General features: G+C 66.6%; 27 protein-coding genes, 2 tRNA genes, 1 pseudogene and 1 riboswitch. Of the genes and pseudogenes, 15 read left to right on the forward strand and 15 right to left on the reverse strand.

Going from position 1 to position 23,200, the window contains the following annotated elements; all coding sequences use genetic code 11:
• The 4 genes and pseudogenes from FJU11_RS18685 to FJU11_RS16870 all read right to left on the reverse strand — a co-directional run.
• Positions 1-142, reverse strand: a pseudogene (locus FJU11_RS18685) (electron transfer flavoprotein subunit beta/FixA family protein); the annotation flags it as partial.
• A gap of 126 nt (positions 143-268) precedes the next feature.
• Positions 269-844, reverse strand: a complete 576-nt coding sequence (locus FJU11_RS16860) for a cob(I)yrinic acid a,c-diamide adenosyltransferase (RefSeq protein WP_141168247.1) — start codon at positions 842-844, stop codon at positions 269-271.
• Between the two features lie 38 nt (positions 845-882).
• Positions 883-1,080 (reverse strand): twin transmembrane helix small protein, encoded by a 198-nt coding sequence (locus FJU11_RS16865; RefSeq protein ID WP_141168248.1) that lies wholly within the window; start codon positions 1,078-1,080, stop codon positions 883-885.
• A gap of 71 nt (positions 1,081-1,151) precedes the next feature.
• Entirely contained in the window at positions 1,152-1,985 is an 834-nt protein-coding gene (locus FJU11_RS16870; protein ID WP_141168249.1) for an SDR family oxidoreductase, read from the reverse strand.
• Between the two features lie 68 nt (positions 1,986-2,053).
• Between FJU11_RS16870 and FJU11_RS16875 the strand changes: the two genes are divergently transcribed.
• The gene (locus FJU11_RS16875; RefSeq protein WP_141168250.1) at positions 2,054-2,887 is read left to right on the forward strand and encodes a YihY/virulence factor BrkB family protein; all 834 of its coding nucleotides are present in this window, start codon (positions 2,054-2,056) and stop codon (positions 2,885-2,887) included.
• Here FJU11_RS16875 and gluQRS read toward each other — a convergent pair.
• Complete coding sequence (gene gluQRS, locus FJU11_RS16880; protein ID WP_141168251.1) at positions 2,877-3,821, reverse strand: tRNA glutamyl-Q(34) synthetase GluQRS; 945 nt, start codon at positions 3,819-3,821, stop codon at positions 2,877-2,879. The genes FJU11_RS16875 and gluQRS overlap by 11 nt on opposite strands.
• Positions 3,822-3,908: 87 nt before the next feature.
• On the opposite strand from gluQRS, the gene FJU11_RS16885 reads away from it, so the two are divergent.
• Together FJU11_RS16885 and FJU11_RS16890 are read left to right on the forward strand one after the other, a co-directional pair.
• Complete coding sequence (locus FJU11_RS16885; RefSeq protein ID WP_141168278.1) at positions 3,909-4,553, forward strand: DNA-3-methyladenine glycosylase family protein; 645 nt, start codon at positions 3,909-3,911, stop codon at positions 4,551-4,553.
• A gap of 113 nt (positions 4,554-4,666) precedes the next feature.
• The gene (locus FJU11_RS16890; protein ID WP_141168252.1) at positions 4,667-5,224 is read left to right on the forward strand and encodes an HNH endonuclease; all 558 of its coding nucleotides are present in this window, start codon (positions 4,667-4,669) and stop codon (positions 5,222-5,224) included.
• Here the strand turns inward: FJU11_RS16890 and FJU11_RS16895 are convergent.
• Complete coding sequence (locus FJU11_RS16895) at positions 5,197-5,742, reverse strand: disulfide bond formation protein B (RefSeq protein WP_141168253.1); 546 nt, start codon at positions 5,740-5,742, stop codon at positions 5,197-5,199. The genes FJU11_RS16890 and FJU11_RS16895 overlap by 28 nt on opposite strands.
• A gap of 20 nt (positions 5,743-5,762) precedes the next feature.
• On the reverse strand, positions 5,763-6,350 hold the full coding sequence (locus tag FJU11_RS16900) for a YqaA family protein (protein WP_141168254.1): 588 nt from the start codon (positions 6,348-6,350) through the stop codon (positions 5,763-5,765).
• Between the two features lie 171 nt (positions 6,351-6,521).
• On the opposite strand from FJU11_RS16900, the gene FJU11_RS16905 reads away from it, so the two are divergent.
• Positions 6,522-6,606 (forward strand) — tRNA-Leu (locus FJU11_RS16905).
• A gap of 36 nt (positions 6,607-6,642) precedes the next feature.
• Here FJU11_RS16905 and FJU11_RS16910 read toward each other — a convergent pair.
• Entirely contained in the window at positions 6,643-7,341 is a 699-nt protein-coding gene (locus FJU11_RS16910; protein WP_141168255.1) for an orotate phosphoribosyltransferase, read from the reverse strand.
• Positions 7,342-7,539: 198 nt separating this feature from the next.
• Between FJU11_RS16910 and FJU11_RS16915 the strand changes: the two genes are divergently transcribed.
• The gene (locus FJU11_RS16915) at positions 7,540-8,328 is read left to right on the forward strand and encodes an SDR family oxidoreductase (protein WP_141168256.1); all 789 of its coding nucleotides are present in this window, start codon (positions 7,540-7,542) and stop codon (positions 8,326-8,328) included.
• Positions 8,329-8,337: 9 nt separating this feature from the next.
• Here FJU11_RS16915 and FJU11_RS16920 read toward each other — a convergent pair whose 3' ends face one another.
• Positions 8,338-8,622 (reverse strand): acylphosphatase, encoded by a 285-nt coding sequence (locus FJU11_RS16920; RefSeq protein ID WP_141168257.1) that lies wholly within the window; start codon positions 8,620-8,622, stop codon positions 8,338-8,340.
• A 132-nt stretch (positions 8,623-8,754) separates the two neighbouring features.
• A complete protein-coding gene (locus tag FJU11_RS16925; RefSeq protein WP_141168258.1) occupies positions 8,755-9,339 on the reverse strand; it encodes a hypothetical protein in 585 nt (194 codons plus the stop codon).
• Between the two features lie 298 nt (positions 9,340-9,637).
• Here FJU11_RS16925 and FJU11_RS16930 point away from each other — a divergent pair, with 298 nt between their 5' ends.
• Entirely contained in the window at positions 9,638-9,847 is a 210-nt protein-coding gene (locus FJU11_RS16930) for a hypothetical protein (RefSeq protein ID WP_141168259.1), read from the forward strand.
• 187 nt (positions 9,848-10,034) lie between these two features.
• Here the strand turns inward: FJU11_RS16930 and FJU11_RS16935 are convergent, their stop codons facing one another.
• Complete coding sequence (locus FJU11_RS16935; protein WP_141168260.1) at positions 10,035-10,304, reverse strand: hypothetical protein; 270 nt, start codon at positions 10,302-10,304, stop codon at positions 10,035-10,037.
• 133 nt (positions 10,305-10,437) lie between these two features.
• A tRNA-Thr gene (locus tag FJU11_RS16940) sits at positions 10,438-10,513 on the reverse strand.
• A 181-nt stretch (positions 10,514-10,694) separates the two neighbouring features.
• Here FJU11_RS16940 and FJU11_RS16945 point away from each other — a divergent pair.
• The 4 genes from FJU11_RS16945 (at position 10,695) to phoB (ending at position 15,156) form a co-directional block, all read left to right on the forward strand.
• A complete protein-coding gene (locus tag FJU11_RS16945) occupies positions 10,695-12,215 on the forward strand; it encodes a hypothetical protein (RefSeq protein ID WP_141168261.1) in 1,521 nt (506 codons plus the stop codon).
• 21 nt (positions 12,216-12,236) lie between these two features.
• The gene (locus FJU11_RS16950; protein ID WP_141168262.1) at positions 12,237-13,529 is read left to right on the forward strand and encodes an ATP-binding protein; all 1,293 of its coding nucleotides are present in this window, start codon (positions 12,237-12,239) and stop codon (positions 13,527-13,529) included.
• 197 nt (positions 13,530-13,726) lie between these two features.
• A complete protein-coding gene (gene phoU / locus FJU11_RS16955) occupies positions 13,727-14,440 on the forward strand; it encodes a phosphate signaling complex protein PhoU (RefSeq protein WP_141168263.1) in 714 nt (237 codons plus the stop codon).
• Between the two features lie 32 nt (positions 14,441-14,472).
• On the forward strand, positions 14,473-15,156 hold the full coding sequence (gene phoB / locus FJU11_RS16960) for a phosphate regulon transcriptional regulator PhoB (RefSeq protein ID WP_141168279.1): 684 nt from the start codon (positions 14,473-14,475) through the stop codon (positions 15,154-15,156).
• A 102-nt stretch (positions 15,157-15,258) separates the two neighbouring features.
• Here phoB and FJU11_RS16965 read toward each other — a convergent pair whose 3' ends face one another.
• Positions 15,259-15,783 (reverse strand): GcrA family cell cycle regulator, encoded by a 525-nt coding sequence (locus tag FJU11_RS16965; protein WP_141168264.1) that lies wholly within the window; start codon positions 15,781-15,783, stop codon positions 15,259-15,261.
• A 407-nt stretch (positions 15,784-16,190) separates the two neighbouring features.
• On the opposite strand from FJU11_RS16965, the gene FJU11_RS16970 reads away from it, so the two are divergent.
• From FJU11_RS16970 to FJU11_RS16980, 3 genes are all read left to right on the forward strand, one after another.
• Entirely contained in the window at positions 16,191-17,390 is a 1,200-nt protein-coding gene (locus tag FJU11_RS16970; RefSeq protein WP_141168265.1) for an aspartate aminotransferase family protein, read from the forward strand.
• Positions 17,391-17,403: 13 nt separating this feature from the next.
• Positions 17,404-18,339, forward strand: a complete 936-nt coding sequence (gene argF / locus FJU11_RS16975; protein ID WP_141168266.1) for an ornithine carbamoyltransferase — start codon at positions 17,404-17,406, stop codon at positions 18,337-18,339.
• 131 nt (positions 18,340-18,470) lie between these two features.
• A complete protein-coding gene (locus FJU11_RS16980; RefSeq protein ID WP_141168267.1) occupies positions 18,471-19,472 on the forward strand; it encodes an Hsp33 family molecular chaperone in 1,002 nt (333 codons plus the stop codon).
• A 51-nt stretch (positions 19,473-19,523) separates the two neighbouring features.
• Here the strand turns inward: FJU11_RS16980 and apaG are convergent, their stop codons facing one another.
• The gene (gene apaG / locus FJU11_RS16985; RefSeq protein ID WP_141168268.1) at positions 19,524-19,916 is read right to left on the reverse strand and encodes a Co2+/Mg2+ efflux protein ApaG; all 393 of its coding nucleotides are present in this window, start codon (positions 19,914-19,916) and stop codon (positions 19,524-19,526) included.
• A 160-nt stretch (positions 19,917-20,076) separates the two neighbouring features.
• Here apaG and FJU11_RS16990 point away from each other — a divergent pair, with 160 nt between their 5' ends.
• A complete protein-coding gene (locus tag FJU11_RS16990; RefSeq protein WP_141168269.1) occupies positions 20,077-20,694 on the forward strand; it encodes a CDP-alcohol phosphatidyltransferase family protein in 618 nt (205 codons plus the stop codon).
• Here FJU11_RS16990 and FJU11_RS16995 read toward each other — a convergent pair.
• Positions 20,678-21,874, reverse strand: a complete 1,197-nt coding sequence (locus FJU11_RS16995) for an O-succinylhomoserine sulfhydrylase (RefSeq protein ID WP_141168270.1) — start codon at positions 21,872-21,874, stop codon at positions 20,678-20,680. The two genes, FJU11_RS16990 and FJU11_RS16995, sit on opposite strands and share 17 nt — an antisense overlap.
• A gap of 43 nt (positions 21,875-21,917) precedes the next feature.
• Positions 21,918-21,995: riboswitch (SAM riboswitch) on the reverse strand.
• A 100-nt stretch (positions 21,996-22,095) separates the two neighbouring features.
• Here FJU11_RS16995 and FJU11_RS17000 point away from each other — a divergent pair.
• Positions 22,096-23,181 (forward strand): 2'-deoxycytidine 5'-triphosphate deaminase, encoded by a 1,086-nt coding sequence (locus FJU11_RS17000; RefSeq protein WP_141168271.1) that lies wholly within the window; start codon positions 22,096-22,098, stop codon positions 23,179-23,181.
• Positions 23,182-23,200 lie beyond the last annotated feature (19 nt).

Consider the following 23,200-nt stretch of genomic DNA (forward strand, 5'->3'; position numbering starts at 1 on the left):
GAAGCGCCTCCTCGACGGCGATCTCGTCGAAGGGGTTCATCGACATCTTCACGTTCGCCAGTTCGACGCCCGAGCCGTCCGGCTTCACGCGCACCTTCACGTTGTAGTCGACAACCCGCTTCACCGGGACCAGTACCTTCATCGATCTTCCTTTACGTCTTTCGTGCCTGCTCGGATCGTTCGAGCCTGTACCGGTCGAGTTCGATCCGCTTGTCGATATGCGAAAGGTGTGCGGCCTTCTAGCGCAAAATTCGTTCGCCCGCGAGCCTTACCGGTTCTTTCCGGGTTCCCACAACACGTCGGTTTTGCCGTTTTCGTTCGCGCAGCGCGCGGCGACGAAGAGGAAATCCGACAGCCGGTTGACGTAGCGCAGAGCGGCTGCGTTGACGATTTCGCCGGCGTCGGAAAGCTCGGCGATCAGCCGCTCGGCGCGGCGCGCTACCGTGCGGGCATGGTGAAGGTGGGCCGCGGCCGCGCTGCCGCCCGGCAGCACGAAGGAGCGAAGCGGCGCCAGCTCGCCGTTCAGCGCGTCGATCTCCGTTTCCAGCCGTTCCACCTGGCCGTCGCTCACCCGCAGCGTCTTGCCTTCGGCTTCATCGGCGCTCGCCGGGCGGGCGAGGTCGGCGCCGACGTCGAAGCAGTCGTTCTGGATGCGTGCGAGCATGGCGTCGAGGTCGGTCATCTCCGCGGTGTGAAGCCGCGCGAGGCCGATCACCGCGTTGGTCTCGTCGACGGTGCCGTATGCGGCGACGCGCGTTGCGAATTTGGGTCGGCGCTCGCCGTTGCCGAGCGCGGTCGTGCCGTCGTCGCCGGTGCGGGTGTAGATCTTGTTGAGGACGACCATGGAGCGTTCTTCTCGATACCGGATGGTGTGGCTTGCGGTCAGTGTCCGCCGCGCGCGAGCACGATCGTCACGACGATGAGGACGATGGCGACGAGCTGAAGCATAATGCGCATCTGCATCAGCTTGTTCGACTTGTTCGCGTCGCCGCCCTGCATCATGTTCCAGAGGCCCCGTACGAGCACGATCGCCACCGCCGCCATGACCACGATCACGATGATGTAGGTGACGCTCGACATGCCGCTCCCCTCCCTTCGCAGCCTTTCCCGATCCATATAGGCCGAGCGCGGAATTGACCATGCCCGAGCGGCTACTCCTGCCGGGCGAGGATGGCGTAGAGCGCTTCGGCCGGCAGCAGCCGCTTCATCGCCGCGCCGAGCCTTGCCGGCCGCGTCACGCGGTAGTGTGCCTTCGGCCGGCGTGCCGCGAGGCAGCGCGCGAGCACGGCGTAAACGGCTTCCGGGCGCTCCTCACCGCTTGCATGCGCGTCGTCGCCGGTCAGACGTTCGATCTGTCGGGCGTAGGCTTTCGCATGGAAGGAGCGCTCCGCATCGACGGTCCGGCGGAAGGTTTCGAGACCGCGTTCGGTGAAGCGCGAGGCGATCGGTCCCGGCTCGATGAGGCTGACGCCGATGCCGGACCCGGCAAGCTCCATGCGCATGGAAAGGGCGAGCCCCTCGAGCCCGTGCTTTGCCGCGCAGTAGGCGCCGCGCCACGGATAGGGCAGGAGGCCGAGGATCGAGGAACAGTGGACGATGCGTCCGCCGCCCTGTGCGCGCATCGCCGGTACCACGCGCCGCGTCAGGTCGTGCCAGCCGACGAGCGCGACCTCGAGCTGGTCACGCAGCGCCTCCGGCGAAAGATCTTCCGCAGCCCCCGCCTGGCCATGCGCACCATTGTTGAAGAGTGCGTCGAGCCGGCCGTCGGTAAGTGCCAGCACGTCCCGAACGAGCTCGGCGATGCTGTCGCCGTCGCGATAGTCCAGCCGGAAGGCCTCGATCCCGTCCGCTTCGAGCGCGGCGAGGTCGGCGTCCTTGCGGGCGGTGGCGAAGACGCGCCACCCGTCGCCTGCCAGACGCCGCGCACAATGGGCGCCGATGCCGGAGGAACAGCCGGTGATCAGAATGGTTTTCGCGCGCTGCATGGTCCGGGTGTATTCCGTTCGCATCCGCTTTCCCATATTCCACCCGGTGAGACAATCGTGGGTGGTCCATGCATAACGTGCTCAGGCTCAGCTGGCGGATCGTCGCCAACGCCGTGGGTCATTTCAACGCCGACGACGGTTGGGCGATGGCGAGCCACGTCGCGCTTTCGATCATCCTGGCGCTCTTTCCCTTCATCCTTTTCGGCACGGCACTCGCGAGCTTCCTCGGCGCCAGCGACTTCGCCGACACGACGCGCCACCTGATCTTCGACACCTGGCCGAGCGTCATCGCCAAGCCGATCGCGACGGAAGCGACGCGGGTCATGACCGAGCAGCACAAGGGCCTCCTGACGATCAGCGTGCTCGCCGCCGCCTTCTTCGCCTCGAACGGGGTGGAGGCGTTGCGCGTGTCGCTGAACCGCGCCTACCGCGTATCCGATCGGCGCTCGATCGTCTGGACGCGCGCGCAAAGCCTGCTCTTCGTCATCCTCGCCGTGCTCGTCTTTCTCGCCATCAGCGTGCTGATCGTGCTCTCGCCGCTGCTCGCCGGCCTCCTGAAGGAAGGATTGCCGGTCCTGGCGCCGGCGATCTCGCTCGTCGACAACTGGCGCGTCGTCGCCGCCGGCTTCGTGCTCCTGCTCGGCCTCGTGACGGTGCATATCTGGCTGCCGGCCGGCCACCGGCGCTTCGTCGACGTGCTGCCGGGGGTCGTCCTCACCCTGACGTGCTGGCTCGCCGGCGCCTCCGTCTTCTCCGCCTACCTGCAGAGCTTCCAGAGCTACGTCTACACCTATGCCGGCCTCGCCTCGATCATGATCGCGCTCGTCTTCCTCTACATGATCTCCGTCATCTTCATCCTCGGTGCCGAGCTCAACGCCTCGATCCTGGCGCTCAAGCAGTAGCGTCCGGCGAAAGCCCGACCATGCGGGCGATGTCGGCGGGCGTCGTCCCGGCTTCGCGAAGGGCCGAGAGCGCGGTGTCGCCGCGGCTCTTGGAAAGCTTGCGGCCATCCTCGCCGAGGAGCAGGCGATGGTGGTGGTAGGCCGGCGTGGGCAGGCCGAGAAGCACCTGCAGGAGCCGATGGATCGACGTCGCATGGAAGAGGTCGCGCCCGCGTACGACGTGCGTGACGCCCTGCAGCGCATCGTCGAGGACGACGGCGAGATTGTAGCTGACCGGCACGTCGCGGCGCGCAAGCACGATATCGCCCCAGCTCGCAGGATCGGCCGTAACGACACCGGTTTCGCCGTCCGGTCCCGCACCGGTCTCCTCCCATTCGAGCGGCAGGCCCGCATGGGCGAGCGCGCGGTCCATGTCGAGCCGCCAGACATGCGGCCGGCCGGCTTCGATGAACGCCTGCCGGGTAGCCGTGTCGGTCTCCCGCTCGTCGGTGGGGTAGAGCGGTGCGCCATCGGGATCGCGCAGCCACGGCCTGCCGTCTTCCTCGGCCTCCGAGGCTTCGCGGCGCACCTCCCCGCGGGTGCGGAAGGACGGATAGGCGAGGCCGGCATCGATCAGGGTATCGAGGGCATCGCGATAGTCTGCGAAATGGCGCGACTGCCGGCGTACCGGCTCTTCCAAGCGCAGGCCCAGCCAGGCGAGGTCCTCGTAAATCGCCGCCTCGAAGGCCGGTGTGCAGCGGGTGGTGTCGATATCCTCGATGCGCAGCAGCAGGCGGCCGCCGGATGCGTTCGCGGCGCGTTGGTTGAGGAGTGCGGAGAGGCCGTGTCCGAGGTGCAGACGTCCGTTCGGGCTCGGCGCGAAGCGGAAGACGGGCGGATTGCCCGCGGTTTCGGTCCAAATGTCGGCCTGCGGGCCGTCGGCTCCATCGGTCATGGCCCTTTCTGGCATCTTCGCGTCGGCACTGCTATGGCTCGGCGTATGAGCATCGGCATGGGCATGGGCGAAGCCGAGCCGACACGGATGCGGCGGATCGAGGGTGCCGAAGACGTCGCCCGCGGCGTTGCGGCACTCGTCGCGGCCGATCCGCGGCTGGCACCGCTTGCCGAACGCGTCGGCACCGTGCCCCTGCGCCGCGACGTTCCGGGCTTTGCCGGTCTTGCGCGCATCGTCGTCGGACAGATGATCTCGCGCGAGAGCGCGGAGGCGATCTGGAAGCGGCTCGTGGCGCACACCGATCCGCCGACGGCGGCCGCCTTCTTGCACCTCGGTTCGTCCGCACACCGTGCCATCGGCCTTTCGGGTGCCAAGGAACGCACGCTTGTCCATCTCGCGGCCACGGTCGAAAGCGGCGCACTCGACCTTGCCGGCCTTTGCGCACTGCCGGGCGAACGCGCGATCGCGGAGCTGACGGAACTGCCCGGCATCGGCCGGTGGACAGCCGAGGTGTACCTGCTTTTCTGCGCCGGCCACCCGGACATCTTCCCGACCGGCGACGTCGCGCTCCAGAATGCCGTTCGCTACGCCTTCGCGCTGGATACGAGACCTTCGGCAGGCGTGCTCGCCGGCATCGCGCAGGCATGGTCGCCGTGGCGTGGCGTCGCGGCGAGGCTCTTCTGGGCCTACTATTCGCTCGAGATTCGCCGCAATGTGCTGCCAATCGTCTAGGAAAGGCCGCTCTCGGGTGCGTGGACGATCAGAACGGCGTGAAACGGCTTCACATTCATGTCGCAACGCGCCTAATATATTCGGGACGATCGTGAATCGTTCGGGAGAATAGCGTGACGATTGCAGTTTCGCCGCAGGCGCTGCCTGCCCTTGTTCTGAACGCCGACTACCGGCCGCTGAGTTACTACCCGCTTTCGCTCTGGTGCTGGCAGGATGCGATCAAGGCCGTCTTTCTCGACCGCGTGAACATCGTCGCCGAATACGAGCAGGCGGTTTCCTCGCCGAGCTTTTCCATGAAGCTGCCGAGCGTGGTGTGCCTCAAGAGCTACGTCAAGCCTTCGCGCTACCCGGCCTTCACCCGCTTCAACGTCTTCCTGCGCGACCGTTTCCAGTGCCAGTATTGCGGCTGCGGCGAGGACCTGACCTTCGACCACGTGACGCCGCGGCGATGCGGCGGCGAGACGACGTGGGACAACGTCGTCGCCGCGTGTTCGGCCTGCAACCTGAAGAAGGGGGGGAAGATGCCGCGCGCCGCGCGCATGTTCCCGCAGCAGAAACCCTACCAGCCGACGGTGCACGACCTGCACGAGAACGGCCGGCTGTTCCCGCCGAACTACCTGCACGAAAGCTGGCTCGACTATCTCTACTGGGACGTCGAACTGGAGCCCTGAACGCCGCTTGCGCGAGGTCCGCGCAGGGCCGCGGCGAAGGCGAGTGCCGCGAGCACGAGCGTCGCCACCACGTTCCAGCCCGAAAACGACAGTCCGAGGAAACGACCGGCCGCCGTGTCGCAGGAGGGCGGCGTCACGGTATCGAGACTTTCGAGAAGATTGCCGGCGTCGCTGCTCGCATCGCCCGTGCCGGTACAGCTCGACGGTCCCGGCCAGAAATGCCATTCCACCCCGGCGTGATAGATGCTGAGCCCCGCGCCGACCAGCATGGCGATGCCGCCGATTGCGATCAGGCCACGCGTCAGCGCCGTCGGCGCGCCCGCGAGCGCTGCGACGAAGGCCGCGAGCATGACCGGCACGCCGACGTAATAGGGAATGCGTTCCTTCAGGCACAGTTCGCACGGCATGTAGCCGCCAATATGCTCGAAACCGAGCGCGATGCCGATGACAACGGCCATCGCCACGGCGAGGCCAAGGGCCGCCCAGGCGAGGAAACCTCCGGTGTCGGTGCGTGCCATGCCGGTCTCCTTCGACGCCGTCAGAACAGGAAGTGGTAGGCGGTCGCGCCGACGATGACGACACCGGCAACGGCTGCGAAGAGTGCGCCGAGCCGCTTTTCGATGAAGTGGCGGATCGGCTCGCCGTAGCGCCGCAACAAAAAGGCGATCAGGTAGAAACGCGCTCCGCGCGCGACGATCGCCGAGGCGATGAACAGCCACAGATTGACGCCGACCGCGCCCGAAAGGATCGTCACCACCTTGATGGGCGGCAGGTGCGCGAGCCCGGAGGTGACGAGGAGAAGCAGCACCCAGTCCGGCGAAGTGGAGTTGCGCAGGGCCTCGAAGGTGTCGAGCTTGCCGTAGAAATCGAGGATCGGCACGGCGATCTGGGTATAGGCGAAGTGGCCGAGGAACCAGCCGGCGATGCCACCGAGCACCGAAAAGACGGTCGCGACCAGCGCATAGCGCCAGGCTCGTTCGGGCCGCGCGATCCCCATCGGCACGAAGAGCACGTCCGCCGGCACGAGAAAGACCGAACTTTCGATGAAGGCGATGACGGCAAGCCAGACTTCGGCCGATTTCCGGCCGGCGAGCGACATCGTCCAGTCATAAAGGCGTCGAAGCATCTGGATTTCCGGTTCGAGGGGCCGTCTGGCGAAATCGCCCGGACGCTCTAAAGCGAAAACACGCGGCCGTAAACAACCCGTTTACGACCGCGTGGGCGATCGGCGGACGACGCGTGTTGACGCGGCAAGGTCGGCCCGTATAGTTCGCGCACCGTTCGGCCTCGGTCGGCGGCCCCCGTGGCGGAATTGGTAGACGCGCGCGACTCAAAATCGCGTTCCGCAAGGAGTGCCGGTTCGACCCCGGCCGGGGGCACCAGCTCCAGCTCGTCGTCGCAGAAGGAAGAACCGCCGCTCAGCGTGCGGGCAGTGCGTCGATGCCGCCGTTCTTCTTCGACCAGGCGAGCGGGGACTTCAGGAACGCGTCGACCTCGCCGAGCGTCGCTTCGTCGAAGGTGCCCGCCTCGCGCGCGGCGTCGAGCACGTTCCACCAGGTCGTCAGGTAATGCAGCCGGATGTTCTTCTCCGCAAGCCGGTCGAGCGCGCCGGGGAAGATGTCGTAGTAGAAGACGGCGAAGGCGTGCGTGCACTCGCAGCCTGCCTCGCGCAGCGCCTCGACGAAGGAGACCTTGCTGCCGCCGTCGGTCGCCAGGTCCTCGACAAGCAGGACGCGATCGTTTTCCTTCACCGCCCCTTCGATGCGCGCGTTGCGGCCGAACCCCTTCGGCTTCTTGCGCACGTACTGCATGGGCAGTTCGAGGCGCTCGGCGATCAGCGCGGAAAAGGGAATGCCCGCCGTCTCGCCGCCGGCCACCGCATCGAAGCGTGCGAAGCCCGCGTCCCTGAGGATGGTCGCGGCGGCGAAATCCATCAGCGCCGAGCGCACGCGCGGATAGGAGATCAGCTTGCGGCAATCGATGTAGACGGGGCTCGCGAGCCCCGAAGTGAAGGTGAAGGGCTCGTCGGCCCTGAAATGCACGGCCTCGATCTCGAGCAGCATGCCGGCGGCGAGCTTTGCCATCGTCGCTCGATCTGGAAAGGTGTTCGAGAACATCACGCGTCTTCTTCTGCTGGGGAATAGGCGCGGCCCGTGTAGCAGCCGCGCCGGAACTGCGCCAGTCCTACGGCGAAGGGCGAAGGGCGAAGGGCGGACACGATGCTCGTCGCCTGTTCGAAGGAACCGAGCGCCCGCTCGCAGCCTTTTCATCTCTGCGGGCAGCGGGTATCGAGGCGAAGGCACAGGGAGAGTTTCATGGATCTGGAAATTGCAGGCAAGCGCGCCCTCGTTCTTGCCTCGTCGCGCGGGCTCGGCCGCGCCATCGCCGAACGGCTGGCGCGCGAAGGCGCCGATGTCATCATATGCGGGCGCAGCGAGGACAAGCTCGCCGAAGCCGCCGGGGCCATCACCGCGCTCGGTGGTGGTACCGTCACGCATACGCACGCCGATCTCGCCGATCCGTCCGTGGTCGACCATCTCGAGGCGGCGGTAAAGGAACGCTTCTGCGCGCTCGACATCCTCGTCAACAATACCGGCGGTCCGCCGCCCGGCGCGATGAGCGAGGCCGACAGCGAGGTCGTCGCCCGGCAGTTCGACATGATGGTCCGTCGGGTGATGGACATTACCGCCCGCTTCGTACCGGCGATGCGGGAAAGCGGCTGGGGGCGCGTGCTGACGGTCGCATCGTCGGGCGTCGAGCAGCCGATCCCCAATCTCGGCCTGTCGAATGCGCTGCGCTCGGCGCTCGTCGGATGGTCGAAGTCGATGTCGAACGAACTCGCCGCCGACGGCATCACGTTCAATCTGCTGTTGCCCGGTCGCATCCAGACCGAGCGCGTCGACGAGCTCGATGCCGCCAACGCCAAGCGCAACGACCTTTCCGTCGATGCGGTGCGCGAGGCGGCACGCAAGGCGATCCCCGCCGGACGCTATGGAACGGTGGAGGAGTTCGCCTCCGTCGCGGCCTTCCTCGTCGGCGGACCGGCGAGCTACATGACCGGCGGGCTGGTGCGCTGCGACGGCGGCTCGATCCGCTCCGTTTGAGAAAGGGCGTCAGCCGGTGACGTGAAAGCCCGCGGGCACGGTTTCGCCCGTGGCATCTTCTTCCTCGATAGCGTCGACCCAGGCGCCGGGCGGGCCGGTGCGCAGCCGTTCGACGAGGCGTTCCACGCTGTCGCGGGGCCCGCTCACAAGCGCGCGGACGCTGCCGTCCGCCTCGTTGCGCACCCAGCCGTCGAGGCCGGCTTCCTCGGCGGTATCGTGCGTGAAGGCGCGGAAGCTCACGCCCTGCACATTCCCAGTGATGCGAAGCCGTTTCGCTATGGTCTTCTCGGCCATGGTGCTTTCGCCCTTCGATGCATGTTCACATGCATCGAAGCTGCGCGAGAAGGCGTGCGAAGGCAAGTCGCCGATCCCGGCCTGCTCGCCTGCAGGCAGAAATCCCGCTGCCTTCGGGCAGCGGGAAAAGGTTCAGCTCGAAGCGGTGGTCTGGCGAGCCTGCGGCGCGCCGTTTTCGCGAACCTCTTCGCGCATCTTCTGCGCCTTGAGGATCGTGCGGGCGTACTGTTCCCAGGTGCTGCGCATGGCAAGCATGTTCGCCGAAAGCGTTTCGGCGACGTTTTCCAGCTCTTCGAGGCTGGTCTGGCAACGGTCGAACTGCGGCGCCAGGTCGGAAGAGACATCGCCCTGCTTGGTCCGTTCGACGGCTTCCTTGAAGATGCGGTTGGCCTCGTTGACTTCCTTCATCGTCCGCTCGAGCAGTTCGTGAAGGCGATCGCGCTCGGCCTCGGCGCTTTCGAGCTGTGGGCGCTGCTGTTCCATCAGCCGATAGGTCCGGCGCCATTCGCGCGAACGTCGTTCGAGATCGGTGCCGAGACCCTCGAAGCCGCCGGCGATGCGCCGCGGAAGGCGTGCGGGCACCCCATCGCGGCGTTCGCCGCTGGTCGTCCGATCGCTCGCCTTTGCCACGGGGGAGGCGGCGTCCTGTTTCATCTCACTTTGCAGCGTGTCGGCAAGTTCGCCGGCGAAGGCGGTGTCCGCCTGATCCTGTACCATATCCAATGTCCAGCCCTGTCGATTGTTTTATCATTTCCGCGCCGACACTAAGCAAAATCAGCCTTTTGCATCCAATGCTTTATTAAGACGTGGTTAAAGGCGACCCAAGACGAAGCATCGCATGCCCCCGTCGAGGGAGCGGCGGAGGCGGATCCGGGCGAGAAGTCTTCGGCGATCGCGAGCGTCGTAAAAAGGTTATCGCGGACAGGTTTTCCCCTGAAAATTGCACGCCCGAACGTGATTTCCGCGATGCCCCTGCTATGGTTTAACCATGAGCGGTACGGGGAACAATTCGAGCATGCCCGAGCCCGGCAAGCCGGCGCATCGCGCCGCGCAGCTCGAAAACGAGGCTCGGGCGACTTGGCTCTTCGCCGGCGATTGCGCACGGTGGGGGCTCGGCTACGAGGCGGCCCGAGCCCGGGCGGAAGCGCGTCAACTGCGCGTGCGGGCGATCATGGCGCGAGCCGGCGCCACGATGGAGAGCGACGAAAGGAACGAGCGCGGCTGACATCGAGGCGAGACGGGTAGCGGGCACGGTCGGGTCACGATGCATCGTGCGGTCCGCGTCACGGCGGCGAAGAAGGCGCATGGTGCGTTCGCGTCGGACCGGAAGGCTCGCCGTCGTGCGTTCCCGCCGATTGCGGTACCCGTTCGCCTTGTTCCGGCGTTCGCGCTTGCTTCGCGTCCGAAGCGGCTCAACCGTCACGCTGCGACCGCCACACGCCCTTCGCATCGCGGACCAGTCGCCATCGACGGGCGGCGATCTGCGTGCCGCGCATCGTCGCATAGCCCGGAACGGAAAGCCGGTAGCCTTCGTCCAGCTCGTTGAGTTCGGCGACGACCATGATGCCGTCGGCGAACTCCACGAGACATTCAGGCCCGTTCCGGCCTTCGTCGTCCGCGTCTGCCTCGATCGAAAGCCTGCCGTGGTGGAACGCGTGGCTCGAAGGAAAGCGCAGCCGCATCGAATTCCCCGCAGTCATCGCCCTACGGCCATCGCCCAGCCGTGATCGTATGGTCTGGCGATGCCGCTTGCTTCTTCGTGAAATCCGAAAGGGCCGCATCGGGCCCCTGCAACGAGGGGCCGAATGAGGAAAATGGTGCCGCTTGTCAGACTCGAACTGACGACCCCGTCATTACGAATGACGTGCTCTACCAACTGAGCTAAAGCGGCCCGCCGGCGGGCTTGGCCGGCCGGCACGCGCGTCGATACCGTTATCGCCGCTCGATTTCAAGGGTCGGTGCGGCGATTGTCGAGAAACCGGCCCATCGTTCGGCCTTCGGCGGCTTGCGGTTTCACGGCGCAGGCGGTACCGAAGGCGCCGATGCGCGAGGCGAAGGCGGAAAGACGAAGCGTGAACGGATTGGAATCCGCAATTCGCGCCGCGATTGACCGCGCGGGTGCGCAAGACGCCGAGGCCCGCAGCCGGGTCTACGAGCGCGTTCGCGTTTCCCTCGAAAGGGCGCTCGCCGAGCGCGGCGATCTCGACGAACGCACGATAGAGGCCCAACGCAGCCGCTTCGTAAGAGCCGTCGAAACCATCGAAGGCGAGAAGACCGCGGACGAACCTGCGGTTCAGGACGAAGCGCCGCGTTCCGACGAGCAGGCTTCCGAAGAGGCTACGCAACCGGAAGCCGACGCGCCTGCGAACCCGGCGGTCTCCGACACACCCGATACGACCCATCGTGAACTCCATTCGGCGCCGGTCGACGAGCGAGCGCCTTCCGAGACGGATGCGGAGCCGGAGACGGACGAGCCGGACCGGGCTTCGGAGCCCGTGCCGAGCGTCGATCTGAGATCCGAAGACGGCGCGGTCGGCTCCGTTCCGCCCGTCGCGGGTGACGATCGTGCGCCGGCGCATGGCGAAGCCCCGGCCTTGGGCTCGCCCGAGGAAGAGCGGTCGGATACGGGCGAGGGCGCCGACGTCTTCTCCGGCCTTGCCGCCGACCGGCGAGCCGATGAAGGAAGCGAGGCGTCGAAGAGGAAAACCACCAGCCGCCGAACTGTGCTCTTTCGAAGGGGCCGGGACGCGCGCGAGGAAGGTCGTGGAGAACGCGACGCCGGACCGGCGGAAATGGCGGCGGCCGCAACGCCGATCGAGCCGGATCGCCGCGACACCGCGAAGACGGCACCGGCTACCGGCCGGCGCGGACGTCGCAAGCAGCGCAAGGCCGAGCGTGATGCTACCGCGCAGGGCGATGCGCCGATTTTCGGCCGGAGTGCCCTTCGGTGGCTCTCCAACAGCTTCCTCCTGGTATCGCTGCTCGTCTTCGTGCTCTTCGGCCTCTGGCTCGTCGGCCAGATCGGCCTTTTGGACGAGCCCAACCGCGGGCCGGGACCCGGCACGTTCGCGAAGTTCGATTCCGCCGGCAACGGCGTGCCGGACGATCTCTTCACCGAGGGCGGTTTCGTCGGTGCCTGGAAACCGATCCTCGCGCCCGGCGACGATGCGGTGAAGGGCAGCGCGGAACCCGGCCCGGACGCATCGATCCGTCCCGTTTCGGCCGAGCGGGGTGCCGCCCTGCGGCTCATATCGAAGAACCCGGACGAAAGCGGGGACATCCGCATCCGGATTCCCGCTGAGACGCTTTCCTTCATGGCCGGCCGCGTTACCACGGTCGCGCTCAACCTTCGCGGCGTTTCCGGCAAGGGCGCGGAGGTGGCGATCGAATGCGATTTCGGCGCGCTCGGCGATTGCAGCCGGCGCCGCTTCACCATCGATCCGGAAATGACGGATGTCGTCTTCGATGTCGACCTGACGGGAAAATCGGCTGCGCAAGCTGCCGGCAGCCTTCTCATCAATACCGATATCGGCGGCAATCCGAGCCCGGTCGATCTCTTCGCTGCCGGCGTGCGCGACAGTCGGGCCCAATAAGGCGGGCGCGAGGCGCGGCGGATGAGTTCGGACGATCCTGAGGACAAATGGTGGCGCGGACCATGGGCCGAAGGGGCATCGTGGCGGCTTCGCCGCGCGCGTTACCCGCTCTTCGTCGCCTTCGTCCTCACGCTCGTGCTGGGACTAAGGGCGGGAATGCCGTTCGTGGCCTTCGGGGGCTTCGTTCTGGTTCTCCTTGCCGCTCTCGTGCCCGCTCGCTCGCGCGTGGAGCGGCTTGCCGCGCGCCATCGCAATCGCGGCGGTGCGGACGAGGTGGCCGCCGCGCAGCGCGCCGTACTCGCGGCGATCGCCGAGCCGGCCTTCCTGCTCGACGATACATGCGCGGTCGTCGAGGCCAATGCGGCGGCATCCGCGCTCTTCGGTCCGGTCGCAAGGGGCGCGCACCTTTCCGCGCGGATCCGCTCGCCGGGCGTTCTCGACATGGTGCGCGAGGCGGTCGCCGAACGGCGCACGGGCACGATCGAACATTCCGACCGCGTTCCGTCCGAGCGCTGGTATCAGGTTCACATCGCCCCGCTCGATGAAGCGGCGGAAGATGCGGGGCGCTTCCTGCTCACCTTCCAGGACATTACCGAAGCGCGGCGCATGGACCGCATGCGGTCTGATTTCGTAGCCAATGCGAGCCACGAGCTGCGTACGCCGCTCGCCTCCATGACCGGCTTCATCGAAACCCTTCAGGGGCCGGCGAAGGAGGATACGGCGGCACGCGAGCGCTTCCTCGCCATCATGCTCGAGCAGGCAGAGCGCATGGGCCGCCTCGTCGAGGATCTGATGTCGCTTTCCAGGCTGGAATTGCGCGCCCATGTGGCGCCGTCCGACCGCATCGCTCTCGTCGGCCTCATCGAACATGTGTGCGACGCGCTGCGACCGCAGGCCGAAGAACTCGGCGTCGCACTCGCCTTCACGCCGGCAAGCGAGGAGGCGGTCGTGCTCGGCGATCGTGACGAACTCATCCAGGTCTTCCAGAACCTCGTCGAGAACGCGTGCAAGTACGGCCAGTCGGGCGAGAGGGTGGAAGTTTCGATCGCCGGTCCGGCGGATGGATCGGACACGCCGGAAGGCATGGTCGACGTCGCCGTGCGCGATTACGGGCCGGGCATTCCGGCCGAGCACGTGCCCCGTCTGACGGAGCGCTTCTACCGGGTCGACGTCGAGACGAGCCGGGCCAAGAAGGGCACGGGGCTGGGGCTTGCGATCGTCAAGCATATCCTGACGCGACACCGCGCCCGACTGATCGTCCGTTCGCGGCTCGGCGAGGGTTCGGTCTTCCTCGTGCGCTTCAAGCGAGCCTGAACGCCACCGCTTCGTGCCCGCGCGGCAGCGTTGTCATATTCGTGTTATCCGCGTGTCATAGACAGCGCTTCGAAACCGGTGCACCGTTTCGCGGGCGCGTCGACGCCCGCATTCCGGGCAGGCCGGGCGGAGCCGGGCCGGAACTGGGCCGAGACTGGGAACGAACGAACCGTCCGGATTGAAAGAGGAACGTGGCCATGCCGCAATCGCACACCGTCGCCTCCTTCGACGAAGAGCTGCAGTATCTGGTCCGGCGCATCGCCGAGATGGGCGGCGTCGCCGAGCGCATCGTCGCGGATTCGGTCGCGGCTCTCGTCAATGGCGATACGGACATGGCGCAACGCGTGATCGCCGAGGACGCCGAGCTCGACCGCGCCGAGCGCGAGATCGACGAGCGCGCCGTCGTCGTCATCGCCAAGCGCCAGCCGATGGCCTCCGACCTTCGCGAGATCATCGGTTCGATCCGCATCGCCTCGGATCTCGAGCGCGTCGGCGATCTCGGCAAGAATATCGGCAAGCGGGTCATCGCGGTGCAGGCGATGACGCAGCCGAAGAAGCTGGTGCGCGGGCTGGAACACCTTTCCGAACTCGCGCTGACGCAGCTCAAGGAAGTGCTCGACGCCTATTCCTCGCGCTCGCACGAGGTCGCCGACGCGATCCGCGAGCGCGACGAGGAGATCGACGCCATCTACACGTCGCTGTTCCGCGAGCTTCTCACCTACATGATGGAGGATCCGCGCAACATTACCGCGTGCACGCATCTGCTCTTTTGCGCGAAGAACATCGAGCGTATCGGCGATCACGCCACGAACATCGCGGAAACCGTCTACTACATGGCCACCGGCTCGCAGCTTCCCGCCGAACGGCCGAAGGAAGACGAGACGCACAGCGTCGGCGCGACTTCGCTGTGACGCCGGGCTGAAGAGCGGACCGCCCAATGAGTATCAAGCCGCGGATCATGGTCGTCGAGGACGAGGAAGCCCTCGGCATCCTGCTCAAGTACAATCTCGAGGCCGAAGGCTACGCCGTCGAGGTCGTCACGCGCGGCGACGAGGCGGAGCTTCGCCTCGTCGAGGCTTTGCCGGATCTTCTCGTTCTCGACTGGATGCTGCCCGCCGTCTCCGGCATCGAGCTTTGCCGCCGGTTGCGGGCACGCGCGGAAAGCGCGCGCCTGCCGATCATCATGCTGACGGCGCGCGGCGAGGAAAGCGAGCGGGTGCGCGGGCTCGCGATCGGCGCCGACGACTACGTGGTCAAGCCGTTCTCGACGCCCGAGCTCGTCGCCCGCGTCGCCGCGATGCTGCGTCGTGCGAAGCCGGAAGTGGTGACGAACGTATTGACGAGCGGCGACGTCGAACTGGATCGCACGACCCACCGCGTTCACCGAAAGGGACGCGAGGTGCGCGTCGGACCGACGGAGTTCCGGCTGCTGGAGTTCCTGATGAGCGCGCCGGGCCGCGTCTTTTCGCGCTCGCAGCTCCTCGACGGGGTCTGGGGCCACGACATCTATGTCGACGAGCGAACGGTCGACGTGCATATCGGCCGCCTGCGCAAGGCGCTCAACATGGGCGGAACGGGCGACGTCATCCGCACCGTGCGCGGCGCGGGCTACGCACTGGAAAGTTGACGCACCGCCATATTGCCGGACGCGTTCCCCGCGTGGCGGCATGGACTGCTCGTAGCGGAAGACGGGGCCGGTGTCGTACCCCGTCGTCCGATCGTTCGAGCGTCAGGCCTTCGCGGCGCGACGACGTTCGGACGAGGGCTGGAAGGCGAGCTTGGCGTGGTAGCGGCAATAGGGGCCGCTGTCGCCGGCATCGTTGCCGCAGAAATGGAAATCGTCCTGAAGGGGATCGCCGACCGGCCATTTGCAGGTGTGCTCGGTCAGTTCGATGAGCTCCAGATGACGCGCCATCGGCACGACGACGTCGTCGACGGGGCGCGCGTCTGCGACCGGCGTCGCCTCGAAGGCGACTTCCTGCTTCAGGGCCGTGGCGCCGGCGGTGCGCGGCATGCTGCGTTGGCCGGCCCGGCTCGCATAGTTCGGCGCCTTCGGTGCGGAAGTGGTGCGTTTCGGGCGCGCCGGCGCGGTTGCGCTCGAGCTCTTGGCGCGTCCCGGCAGGCTCAAACGGTGGACCTTGCCGATGACGGCATTGCGGCTGACGCCGCCAAGCTGTGTCGCGATCTGGCTTGCGCTCAGGCCGTCGGCCCATAGCTTCTTCAGCTTCTCGATGCGTTCTTCTGTCCAGCTCATCGTAAAAAAACCCCGTAAAATGGTCATACCAAACGGAATCCGGCATCGAGACGCCGGCAGGGCCGGCGCCGGAACGCGATACGGATGATGTCGGTAACCAGGTCCGCCGCATGCAGTCTGGGTCCGTTACCAAAACGTTAACTGCCGCTTGACTCGCTGGTCAAGAGTCGGCCGAATCGACCGGAATCCTTTTTCCGGTTTTCCCCAACTTGGTATCCGCCGGGTCATGTTCGTGCCGAAGCCCGGCAAACCGGCGTTTGTTGACAGGAATGTGCGAAACGACAATAGTGCTCGTTACCGCCCGTGAGGCGGTTTTTTCTTTTTCTCGCAGCGGTTCACAACGGGCCGGCTCCGGCAGGCCCGCCGGCTCTCCCGTTTCCTGCTGCAACGATCAGGGAGAGTTCGCCATGGACAGCGCTTCGCCACTCTTCGACACCTATGCCCGGGCGCCGTTGCGCTTCGAGCGAGGCGAAGGCGTCTGGCTGACGGCGGACAACGGCGAACGATATCTCGATTTCGGCGCCGGCATCGCCGTCAACGCGCTCGGCCATGCCCATCCGCATCTCGTGGCGGCGCTGAAGGAGCAGTCCGAAAAGGTCTGGCACCTGTCGAACCTCTACGAGATCCCCGGTCAGGAGCGCCTCGGCCGCCGGCTCGCAGCGGCGTCCTTCGCCGACAAGGTGTTCTTCTCGAATTCCGGCGCGGAAGCGATGGAAGCGGCGATCAAGACCGCGCGGCGCTACCACTACGTCAACGGCCGGCCCGAGCGCGTCGACATCATCACCTTCCAGGGCGCCTTCCACGGCCGCACGCTCGGTACCATCGCCGCCGGTAACCAGCCGAAGCATCTGGAAGGCTTCGGCCCGAAGGCCGACGGCTTCAAGCAGGTGCCGCTCGGCGACAGAGCCGCCCTTGCAGAAGCCATCGACGAGAAGACGGCCGCCCTCCTCATCGAGCCGATCCAGGGCGAGGGAGGCATCCGCGTCGTCTCCAACGAGGAACTCCAGCACCTGCGTGCCGTGTGCGACGAGCACGGCATCCTGCTCGTCCTCGACGAGGTGCAGACGGGGGTCGGGCGCACCGGCAAGCTCTTCGCGCACGAATGGTCGGGCATTACGCCGGATATCCTCGGCGTCGCCAAGGGCATCGGCGGCGGCTTTCCGCTCGGCGCGTGCCTGGCGACGGCCGAGGCCGCGGCCGGCATGACCGCCGGCACCCACGGCACGACCTTCGGCGGCAATCCACTCGCCATGGCCGTCGGCAACGCGGTTCTCGATCTGGTGCTGGCCGACGGGTTCATGGAGCACGTGCGCGACATGGCGCTGGTCTTTCGCCAGGGGCTCGCCGCGATCGGCGATACCCACCCCGATGTCGTCGCGGAGATCCGCGGCGAAGGGCTGATGCTCGGCCTGAAATGCGCCTGCAAGAACGGCGACCTCGTCGACGCCATGCGAGCGGAAAACCTTCTGGCGATCCCGGCGGGCGACAATGTCGTGCGCCTGTTGCCGCCGCTCGTCGTTTCCGCCGAGGAGGCGCGCGACGGTCTGGCGCGCATCGAGCGGGCCGCCGGCCGGCTTTCGGCCAAACCCGCCGCGCAACCGGCCTAGAGGAGACCTCGCGATGAACGCTGCACCCCTCGACGGATCACCCCGGCACTTCCTCGACCTTTCGGCCGTCTCCGGCGAAGAGCTCCGCGCCATCCTCGATTCCGGCCGCGCGCGCAAGGATGCCACGCGCGCCGGCACCGCCGACAAGCCGCTTGCCGGCAAGATGCTGGCGATGATTTTCGAGAAGCCCTCGACGCGTACGCGCGTCTCCTTCGACGTCGGCATGCGCCAGCTCGGCGGCGAGACGCTCTTCCTGTCCGGCACCGAGATGCAGCTCGGCCGCGCGGAGACGATCGCCGACACCGCGAAGGTGCTCTCGCGCTACGTCGACGCGATCATGATCCGCACGCTGGAGCACGACCGGCTTCTGGAAATGGCCGAGCATGCGACGGTGCCCGTCATCAACGGGCTGACGGACGACACCCATCCCTGCCAGACCATGGCCGACATCATGACCTTCGAGGAGCATCGCGGTTCCGTGAAGGGGCGCACGATCGCCTGGTCGGGCGACGGCAACAACGTGCTTCATTCCCTCATCGAGGGTGCGGCGCGCTTCGGCTACCGCATGAACGTCGCCGTGCCGGAAGGTTCGGAACCGGATGCGCGCTTCGTCGACTGGGCGCGGGGCAATGGCGGCGAAGTCCTCATTACGCAGGACCCAGAAGCGGCCGTTTCGGGCGCCGATTGCGTCGTCACCGACACGTGGATCTCGATGAACCGCGAGCATCGCGCGCGCGGCCACAACGTCTTCACGCCCTATCGCGTCGACGAGGCGCTGATGGCAAAGGCCGGATCGGACGCCCTCTTCATGCATTGCCTGCCCGCCCATCGCGGGGAGGAAGTGACCGACGGCGTCATCGACGGGTCAAGCTCCGTCGTGTTCGACGAAGCGGAGAACCGCTTGCACGCGCAGAAGGCCGTGCTTACGTGGTGCTTCGGCGTGGCCTGAACCGGCCACCCGACGATCTTTTTCCCCACCGGCCCCGCATTCCGCTCCGGTTCGTCCGGACGCGATGTGCGTTGCCGACGCTCCGCCCGTGTTCCGGCTTGCCGGAGCGGGCCCGCTCGAAGGCATGAACCATGGCAGAGCAAGCCGCCAGACTGGGCGAATTCGGCTTCGCCGGCGACGACAACGTCGTTCCCTTTCAGGTCGAGGGACTGGATGTGCGCGGACGCGCTGTCCAGCTCGGACCGCTTCTCGATACCATCCTCGCCCGGCACGCCTATCCGGAGCCGGTTGCGCGGCTGCTTGCCGAGACGATCGCGCTGACCGTCCTGCTCGGTACCGCGCTCAAGTTCGACGGCAAGCTGATCGTGCAGACGCAGGGCGACGGGCCGGTCGACCTGCTGGTCGCCGATTTTGCCTCTCCGGACGCCGTGCGTGCCTATGCCCGCTTCGACGAGGAGGCGCTGGCGCGCGCCGTCGCGCAGAACGCGCTTTCACCGCCGGAACTCATCGGCAAGGGCATCCTCGCCTTTACCATCGACCAGGGCCCGCACATGCAGCGCTACCAGGGCGTGGTGGAACTCGACGGCTCCTCGCTGGAGGAGATCGCCATGGCCTATTTCCGCCAGTCCGAGCAGATCCCGACGCATGTGCGCCTCGGCGTCGCCGAACTCTACGAGCGCGACGAGACCGGGGAGACGCGCCATCACTGGCGTGCCGGCGGGCTGATGATCCAGTTCCTGCCCGAAGCGCCGGAACGCATGCGCCAGCCGGACCTGCCGGGCGGCGACGTTCCGGACGGTGTCGAGGAACCCGAGACGGACGACGACGATTCCTGGGCCGAGGCGAAGGCGATGGTGGAGACCATCGACATCGACGAACTGACCGATCCGCAGGTCAGTTCCGAGCGGCTCCTCTTCCGGCTCTTTCACGAGCGCGGCGTGCGGGTCTTCGATCCGGCGGGCGTCTACGACCGGTGCACGTGTTCGCGCGAGAAGATCAAGACGGTGCTCGACAACTTCTCCGCCGAGGAGATCGCCGAAAGCGTCGAGGACGGGCGCATCGCCGTGACCTGCGAATTCTGCTCGACGGAGTACGTGTTTTCGCCGGACGAGATCGAGGGCACGAGCGAATAGGCGCAGTTGCCGTCTGCCTGCGGGGAATGCGTACGGGGTCCTTGCCGGCGTTCAGTTCAGCGTCGGCGTGCGCCCCGGCAGGTCGAGCGAGAAGGCGGGGATCTCCACCGCGAAGGTCTCGCCGCCCTTGATGCGCATCGTATATTGCCCCCGCATCATGCCGGACGGCGTCTCCAGCGGACAGCCGGAGGTGTATTCGTAGGATTCGCCCGGTTCCAGCACGGGCTGCTTGCCGACGACGCCGTTGCCTTCCACCCGTTCGGCACGGCCCGCCTCGTCGATGATGTGCCAGCGTCGCGAGACGAGCTGCACGGTATTGTCCGATCCGTTGGTGATCTTCACGCGATACGCCCAGACGTAGCGGTGCTCGTCCGGCTCGGACTGCTCGGCGAGGAAGAACGGCTCGACCTCGATCGCGATGGAGCGTGTGACAGCGCGGTACATGGAAACTCTCGGCTGTGGCCGGGGCGGCGCGCGGAATTGCCTGCCGTCCGGTTTCGTTCCACCACCAGACATATCGCGTCATCGCCGCGCGCACACGCTTGACCTTTTGCTAACCTTAACGCCGCGAAACTATGCGGAACGGCAACCTTGAGGAGAGACCATGCTCGACGGCGTCGCGCGCAGGGCGATCGATCCGCTGCTCCATGCCGGCGGACGCCGGCTTGCCGCGCTCGGCGTCACACCAAACGCGGTCACGCTCGCGGCGTTCGCCCTCGGCATCGTCGGCGCGGCGTTCGTAGCGTTCGGCCATCCGCTGGCAGGGCTCGCCGTAATGGTGGTGAGCCGGCTTTGCGACGGGCTCGACGGGGCGGTGGCGAAGGCCGCCGAACGGGCCACCGACTATGGCGGCTATCTCGACATCGTCCTCGACTACGTCTTCTACGGTGCCGTTCCGCTCGCCTTCGTGATCAACGATCCGCACGCGAACGGCCTTGCCGGCGCGGTGCTTCTCTTTTCGTTCTATGCCAATGGCGCGAGCTTCCTCGCCTACGCCATCATGGCGGAAAAACGCACGATGACGAGCGAGGCGCGGGGCAAGAAGTCGCTCTACTTCTCCACCGGGCTGGCGGAGGCGAGCGAGACCTTCATCGCCTTCGCGCTGTTCTGCCTGTTCCCGGCACACTTCGCGTCGATCGCGTGGATCTTCGCGGTGATCTGCCTCTATACGGCCTTCTCGCGTATCGTGCTCGCCGGCCGGGCGTTCAGCGAACCGCGCTGATCGCGGCGAGAGCGCGATCGACGTCTTCGAGCAGGTCGTCGCCGTCCTCGATGCCGGCCGAAAGGCGCAGCGTGCCGTCGTTGATGCCGAGTTCGGCGCGGGCCTCTTCGGCGAGGTTCTTGTGCGTCGTCGTCGCCGGATGCGTGACGAGGCTCTTCGCATCGCCGAGATTGTTCGAGATCTCGACGATCGAAAGCGCGTTCTGGAAGGCGAACGCCGCCGGCTTGCCGCCGGCGATCTCGAAGGCGACGAGGGTCGAGCCGCCCTTCATCTGCCGGGCGATGGTTTCGGCCTGCGGATGGTCTGCGCGGCCGGGGTAGATCACGCGCTCGACGGCGGGATGGTCCGCCAGGCGATCGGCGATGAGGGCCGCGTTGCGCGTCTGCGCCGCGACGCGCAGCGGAAGGGTTTCGAGCCCCTTCAGGAGCGTCCAGGCGTTGAATGGCGACATGGACGGGCCAGTATGGCGGAAATAGTCGTGCAGGTTCTCGTCGATCCATTCCTTCGAGGAAAGCACGATGCCGCCGAGGCACCGCCCCTGACCGTCGATGTGCTTCGTCGCCGAATAGACGACGACGTCGGCACCCAGTTCCAGCGGCTTCTGGAAGAGGGGCGTCGCGAAGACGTTGTCGATGACGAGGGTCGCGCCGGCGGCGTGCGCGATGTCGGCGACCGCCTTCACGTCGACCACTTCGAGGGTCGGGTTCGTCGGGCTTTCCAGGAACAAGACCTTCGTGTTGTCCCGGACCGCGCCCTGCCACGCGTCGAGATCGCGCCCGTCGACGAGCGTGGTCTCGATGCCGTATTTCGGCATCAGCGTTTCGACGACCCACCGGCAGGAACCGAAGAGAGCGCGTGCCGCGACGACATGGTCGCCCGCCTTTACCTGGCACATCAGAGCGGCAGAAACCGCAGCCATGCCGGATGCCGTGGCGCGCGCGTCCTCGGCGCCTTCCAGCATGCACATGCGCTTTTCGAACATGTCGACGGTCGGGTTGGCGTAGCGCGAATAGACGAAGCCCGGATCCTCGCCCTTGAAGCGCCGCTCGGCAGCTTCGGCGCTGTCGTAGACGAAGCCCTGGGTAAGGAAGAGGCCTTCCGACGTTTCCCCGTGATGCGAGCGCGTCGTGCCGCCGTGAACGAGGCTGGTAGCGGGGCGCCAGTTGCCGGATGTCGTCATGATCGTCGCTCCAAACACGAAAAAACCGACCGAGATCGCCGGTCGGTTCGATATCCCGACCTTTTAGCGACTTGTTTAACGTGGCAGCAAGCCGGTCGGCCAAATCACCACGGAATGCGTTTTTCTTAGCCCCTGGAGCGGCAGGGGTCAAATCGCACGATGGACGGTTGCCTCGCCGCCGGCTTGCTGCGATCAAGGCGCGGGGGCAAGGGAAACGGGACATGAAACGCCAAGCGGGTATCCTCGCCGATACGGCGATCGCAGCGCTCTTCGATGGCGGGCGGCTTTCGAGCGCCTGTCAGCTCGATCGCGACCAGATCCAGCCGGCGAGCCTCGACCTCAGGCTCGGCGACGTCGCCTACCGCGTGCGGGCGAGCTTCCTGCCGGGTGCCGGGACGCCGGTGCGCGCCAAGCTCGACCGGCTCAAGCTCCACGAGATCGACCTGACGAAGGGCGCCGTTCTGGAGACCGGCTGCGTCTACGTCGTTCCGCTCATGGAAGCGCTCGATCTGCCGGAAGCGGTCTCCGCATCGGCCAACCCGAAAAGCTCGACCGGCAGGCTCGATATCTTCACCCGCGTCATGAGCGACGGCGCCCAGGCCTTCGACACCATCCCCGCCGGCTATCGCGGGCCGCTCTTCCTGGAGGTCAGCCCGCGCACCTTCCCAATCATCGTGCGCGCCGGGTCGCGGCTGTCGCAGATCCGCTTTCGCGAAGGCGAGGCGATGCTTTCGGGCGAGGAACTGGCCGCACTCCACGCCGAAGAGACGCTGGTCGCCGCCGACCGGGTCAACATCGCCGGCAACGGCATCGCCCTTTCGGTCGACCTTTGCGGCGAGGGCGGGCTCGTCGGCTATCGCGGCAAGCACCACACCTCCGTCGTCGATGTCGATCGGAAGGCCGCCTGCGACGTGCTCGACTTCTGGGAGCCGATCCATGATCGGGGCGAGCGCCAGCTGATCCTCGACCCGGACGAATTCTATATCCTCGCCTCGCGCGAGGCCGTTCACGTGCCGCCGCTCTTCGCAGCCGAGATGACGCCCTTCGACCCGCTCGTCGGCGAGTTCCGCGTGCACTATGCCGGCTTCTTCGATCCCGGCTTCGGCCATGCCGCGTCCGGCGGTTCGGGCAGCCGCGCGGTGCTCGAGGTGCGCAGCCACGAGGTGCCCTTCATCCTCGAACACGGCCAGATCGTCGGCCGCCTCGTCTACGAACCGATGCTGGAACGCCCGCAGGCCCTTTACGGCAGCGACCGAGCCTCGAACTACCAGGCGCAAGGCCTGAAGCTTTCGAAGCATTTCCGCTAAAGCGCTCTGCGACCGAATT

This window comes from Pararhizobium mangrovi (assembly GCF_006516965.1).
GTDB classification, from domain to species: domain Bacteria; phylum Pseudomonadota; class Alphaproteobacteria; order Rhizobiales; family Rhizobiaceae; genus Pararhizobium_B; species Pararhizobium_B mangrovi.

Coding starts and splice junctions, on each gene's coding strand:
- FJU11_RS16860 (WP_141168247.1), bottom strand. CDS start 844: ATGGTCGTCCTCAACAAGATCTACACCCGCACCGGCGACGACGGCACG.
- FJU11_RS16865 (WP_141168248.1), bottom strand. CDS start 1,080: ATGTCGAGCGTCACCTACATCATCGTGATCGTGGTCATGGCGGCGGTG.
- FJU11_RS16870 (WP_141168249.1), bottom strand. CDS start 1,985: ATGCAGCGCGCGAAAACCATTCTGATCACCGGCTGTTCCTCCGGCATC.
- FJU11_RS16875 (WP_141168250.1), top strand. CDS start 2,054: ATGCATAACGTGCTCAGGCTCAGCTGGCGGATCGTCGCCAACGCCGTG.
- gluQRS (WP_141168251.1), bottom strand. CDS start 3,821: ATGACCGATGGAGCCGACGGCCCGCAGGCCGACATTTGGACCGAAACC.
- FJU11_RS16885 (WP_141168278.1), top strand. CDS start 3,909: ATGCGGCGGATCGAGGGTGCCGAAGACGTCGCCCGCGGCGTTGCGGCA.
- FJU11_RS16895 (WP_141168253.1), bottom strand. CDS start 5,742: ATGGCACGCACCGACACCGGAGGTTTCCTCGCCTGGGCGGCCCTTGGC.
- FJU11_RS16900 (WP_141168254.1), bottom strand. CDS start 6,350: ATGCTTCGACGCCTTTATGACTGGACGATGTCGCTCGCCGGCCGGAAA.
- FJU11_RS16910 (WP_141168255.1), bottom strand. CDS start 7,341: ATGTTCTCGAACACCTTTCCAGATCGAGCGACGATGGCAAAGCTCGCC.
- FJU11_RS16915 (WP_141168256.1), top strand. CDS start 7,540: ATGGATCTGGAAATTGCAGGCAAGCGCGCCCTCGTTCTTGCCTCGTCG.
- FJU11_RS16920 (WP_141168257.1), bottom strand. CDS start 8,622: ATGGCCGAGAAGACCATAGCGAAACGGCTTCGCATCACTGGGAATGTG.
- FJU11_RS16925 (WP_141168258.1), bottom strand. CDS start 9,339: ATGGTACAGGATCAGGCGGACACCGCCTTCGCCGGCGAACTTGCCGAC.
- FJU11_RS16930 (WP_141168259.1), top strand. CDS start 9,638: ATGCCCGAGCCCGGCAAGCCGGCGCATCGCGCCGCGCAGCTCGAAAAC.
- FJU11_RS16935 (WP_141168260.1), bottom strand. CDS start 10,304: ATGCGGCTGCGCTTTCCTTCGAGCCACGCGTTCCACCACGGCAGGCTT.
- FJU11_RS16950 (WP_141168262.1), top strand. CDS start 12,237: ATGAGTTCGGACGATCCTGAGGACAAATGGTGGCGCGGACCATGGGCC.
- phoU (WP_141168263.1), top strand. CDS start 13,727: ATGCCGCAATCGCACACCGTCGCCTCCTTCGACGAAGAGCTGCAGTAT.
- FJU11_RS16965 (WP_141168264.1), bottom strand. CDS start 15,783: ATGAGCTGGACAGAAGAACGCATCGAGAAGCTGAAGAAGCTATGGGCC.
- FJU11_RS16970 (WP_141168265.1), top strand. CDS start 16,191: ATGGACAGCGCTTCGCCACTCTTCGACACCTATGCCCGGGCGCCGTTG.
- argF (WP_141168266.1), top strand. CDS start 17,404: ATGAACGCTGCACCCCTCGACGGATCACCCCGGCACTTCCTCGACCTT.
- FJU11_RS16980 (WP_141168267.1), top strand. CDS start 18,471: ATGGCAGAGCAAGCCGCCAGACTGGGCGAATTCGGCTTCGCCGGCGAC.
- apaG (WP_141168268.1), bottom strand. CDS start 19,916: ATGTACCGCGCTGTCACACGCTCCATCGCGATCGAGGTCGAGCCGTTC.
- FJU11_RS16990 (WP_141168269.1), top strand. CDS start 20,077: ATGCTCGACGGCGTCGCGCGCAGGGCGATCGATCCGCTGCTCCATGCC.
- FJU11_RS16995 (WP_141168270.1), bottom strand. CDS start 21,874: ATGACGACATCCGGCAACTGGCGCCCCGCTACCAGCCTCGTTCACGGC.
- FJU11_RS17000 (WP_141168271.1), top strand. CDS start 22,096: ATGAAACGCCAAGCGGGTATCCTCGCCGATACGGCGATCGCAGCGCTC.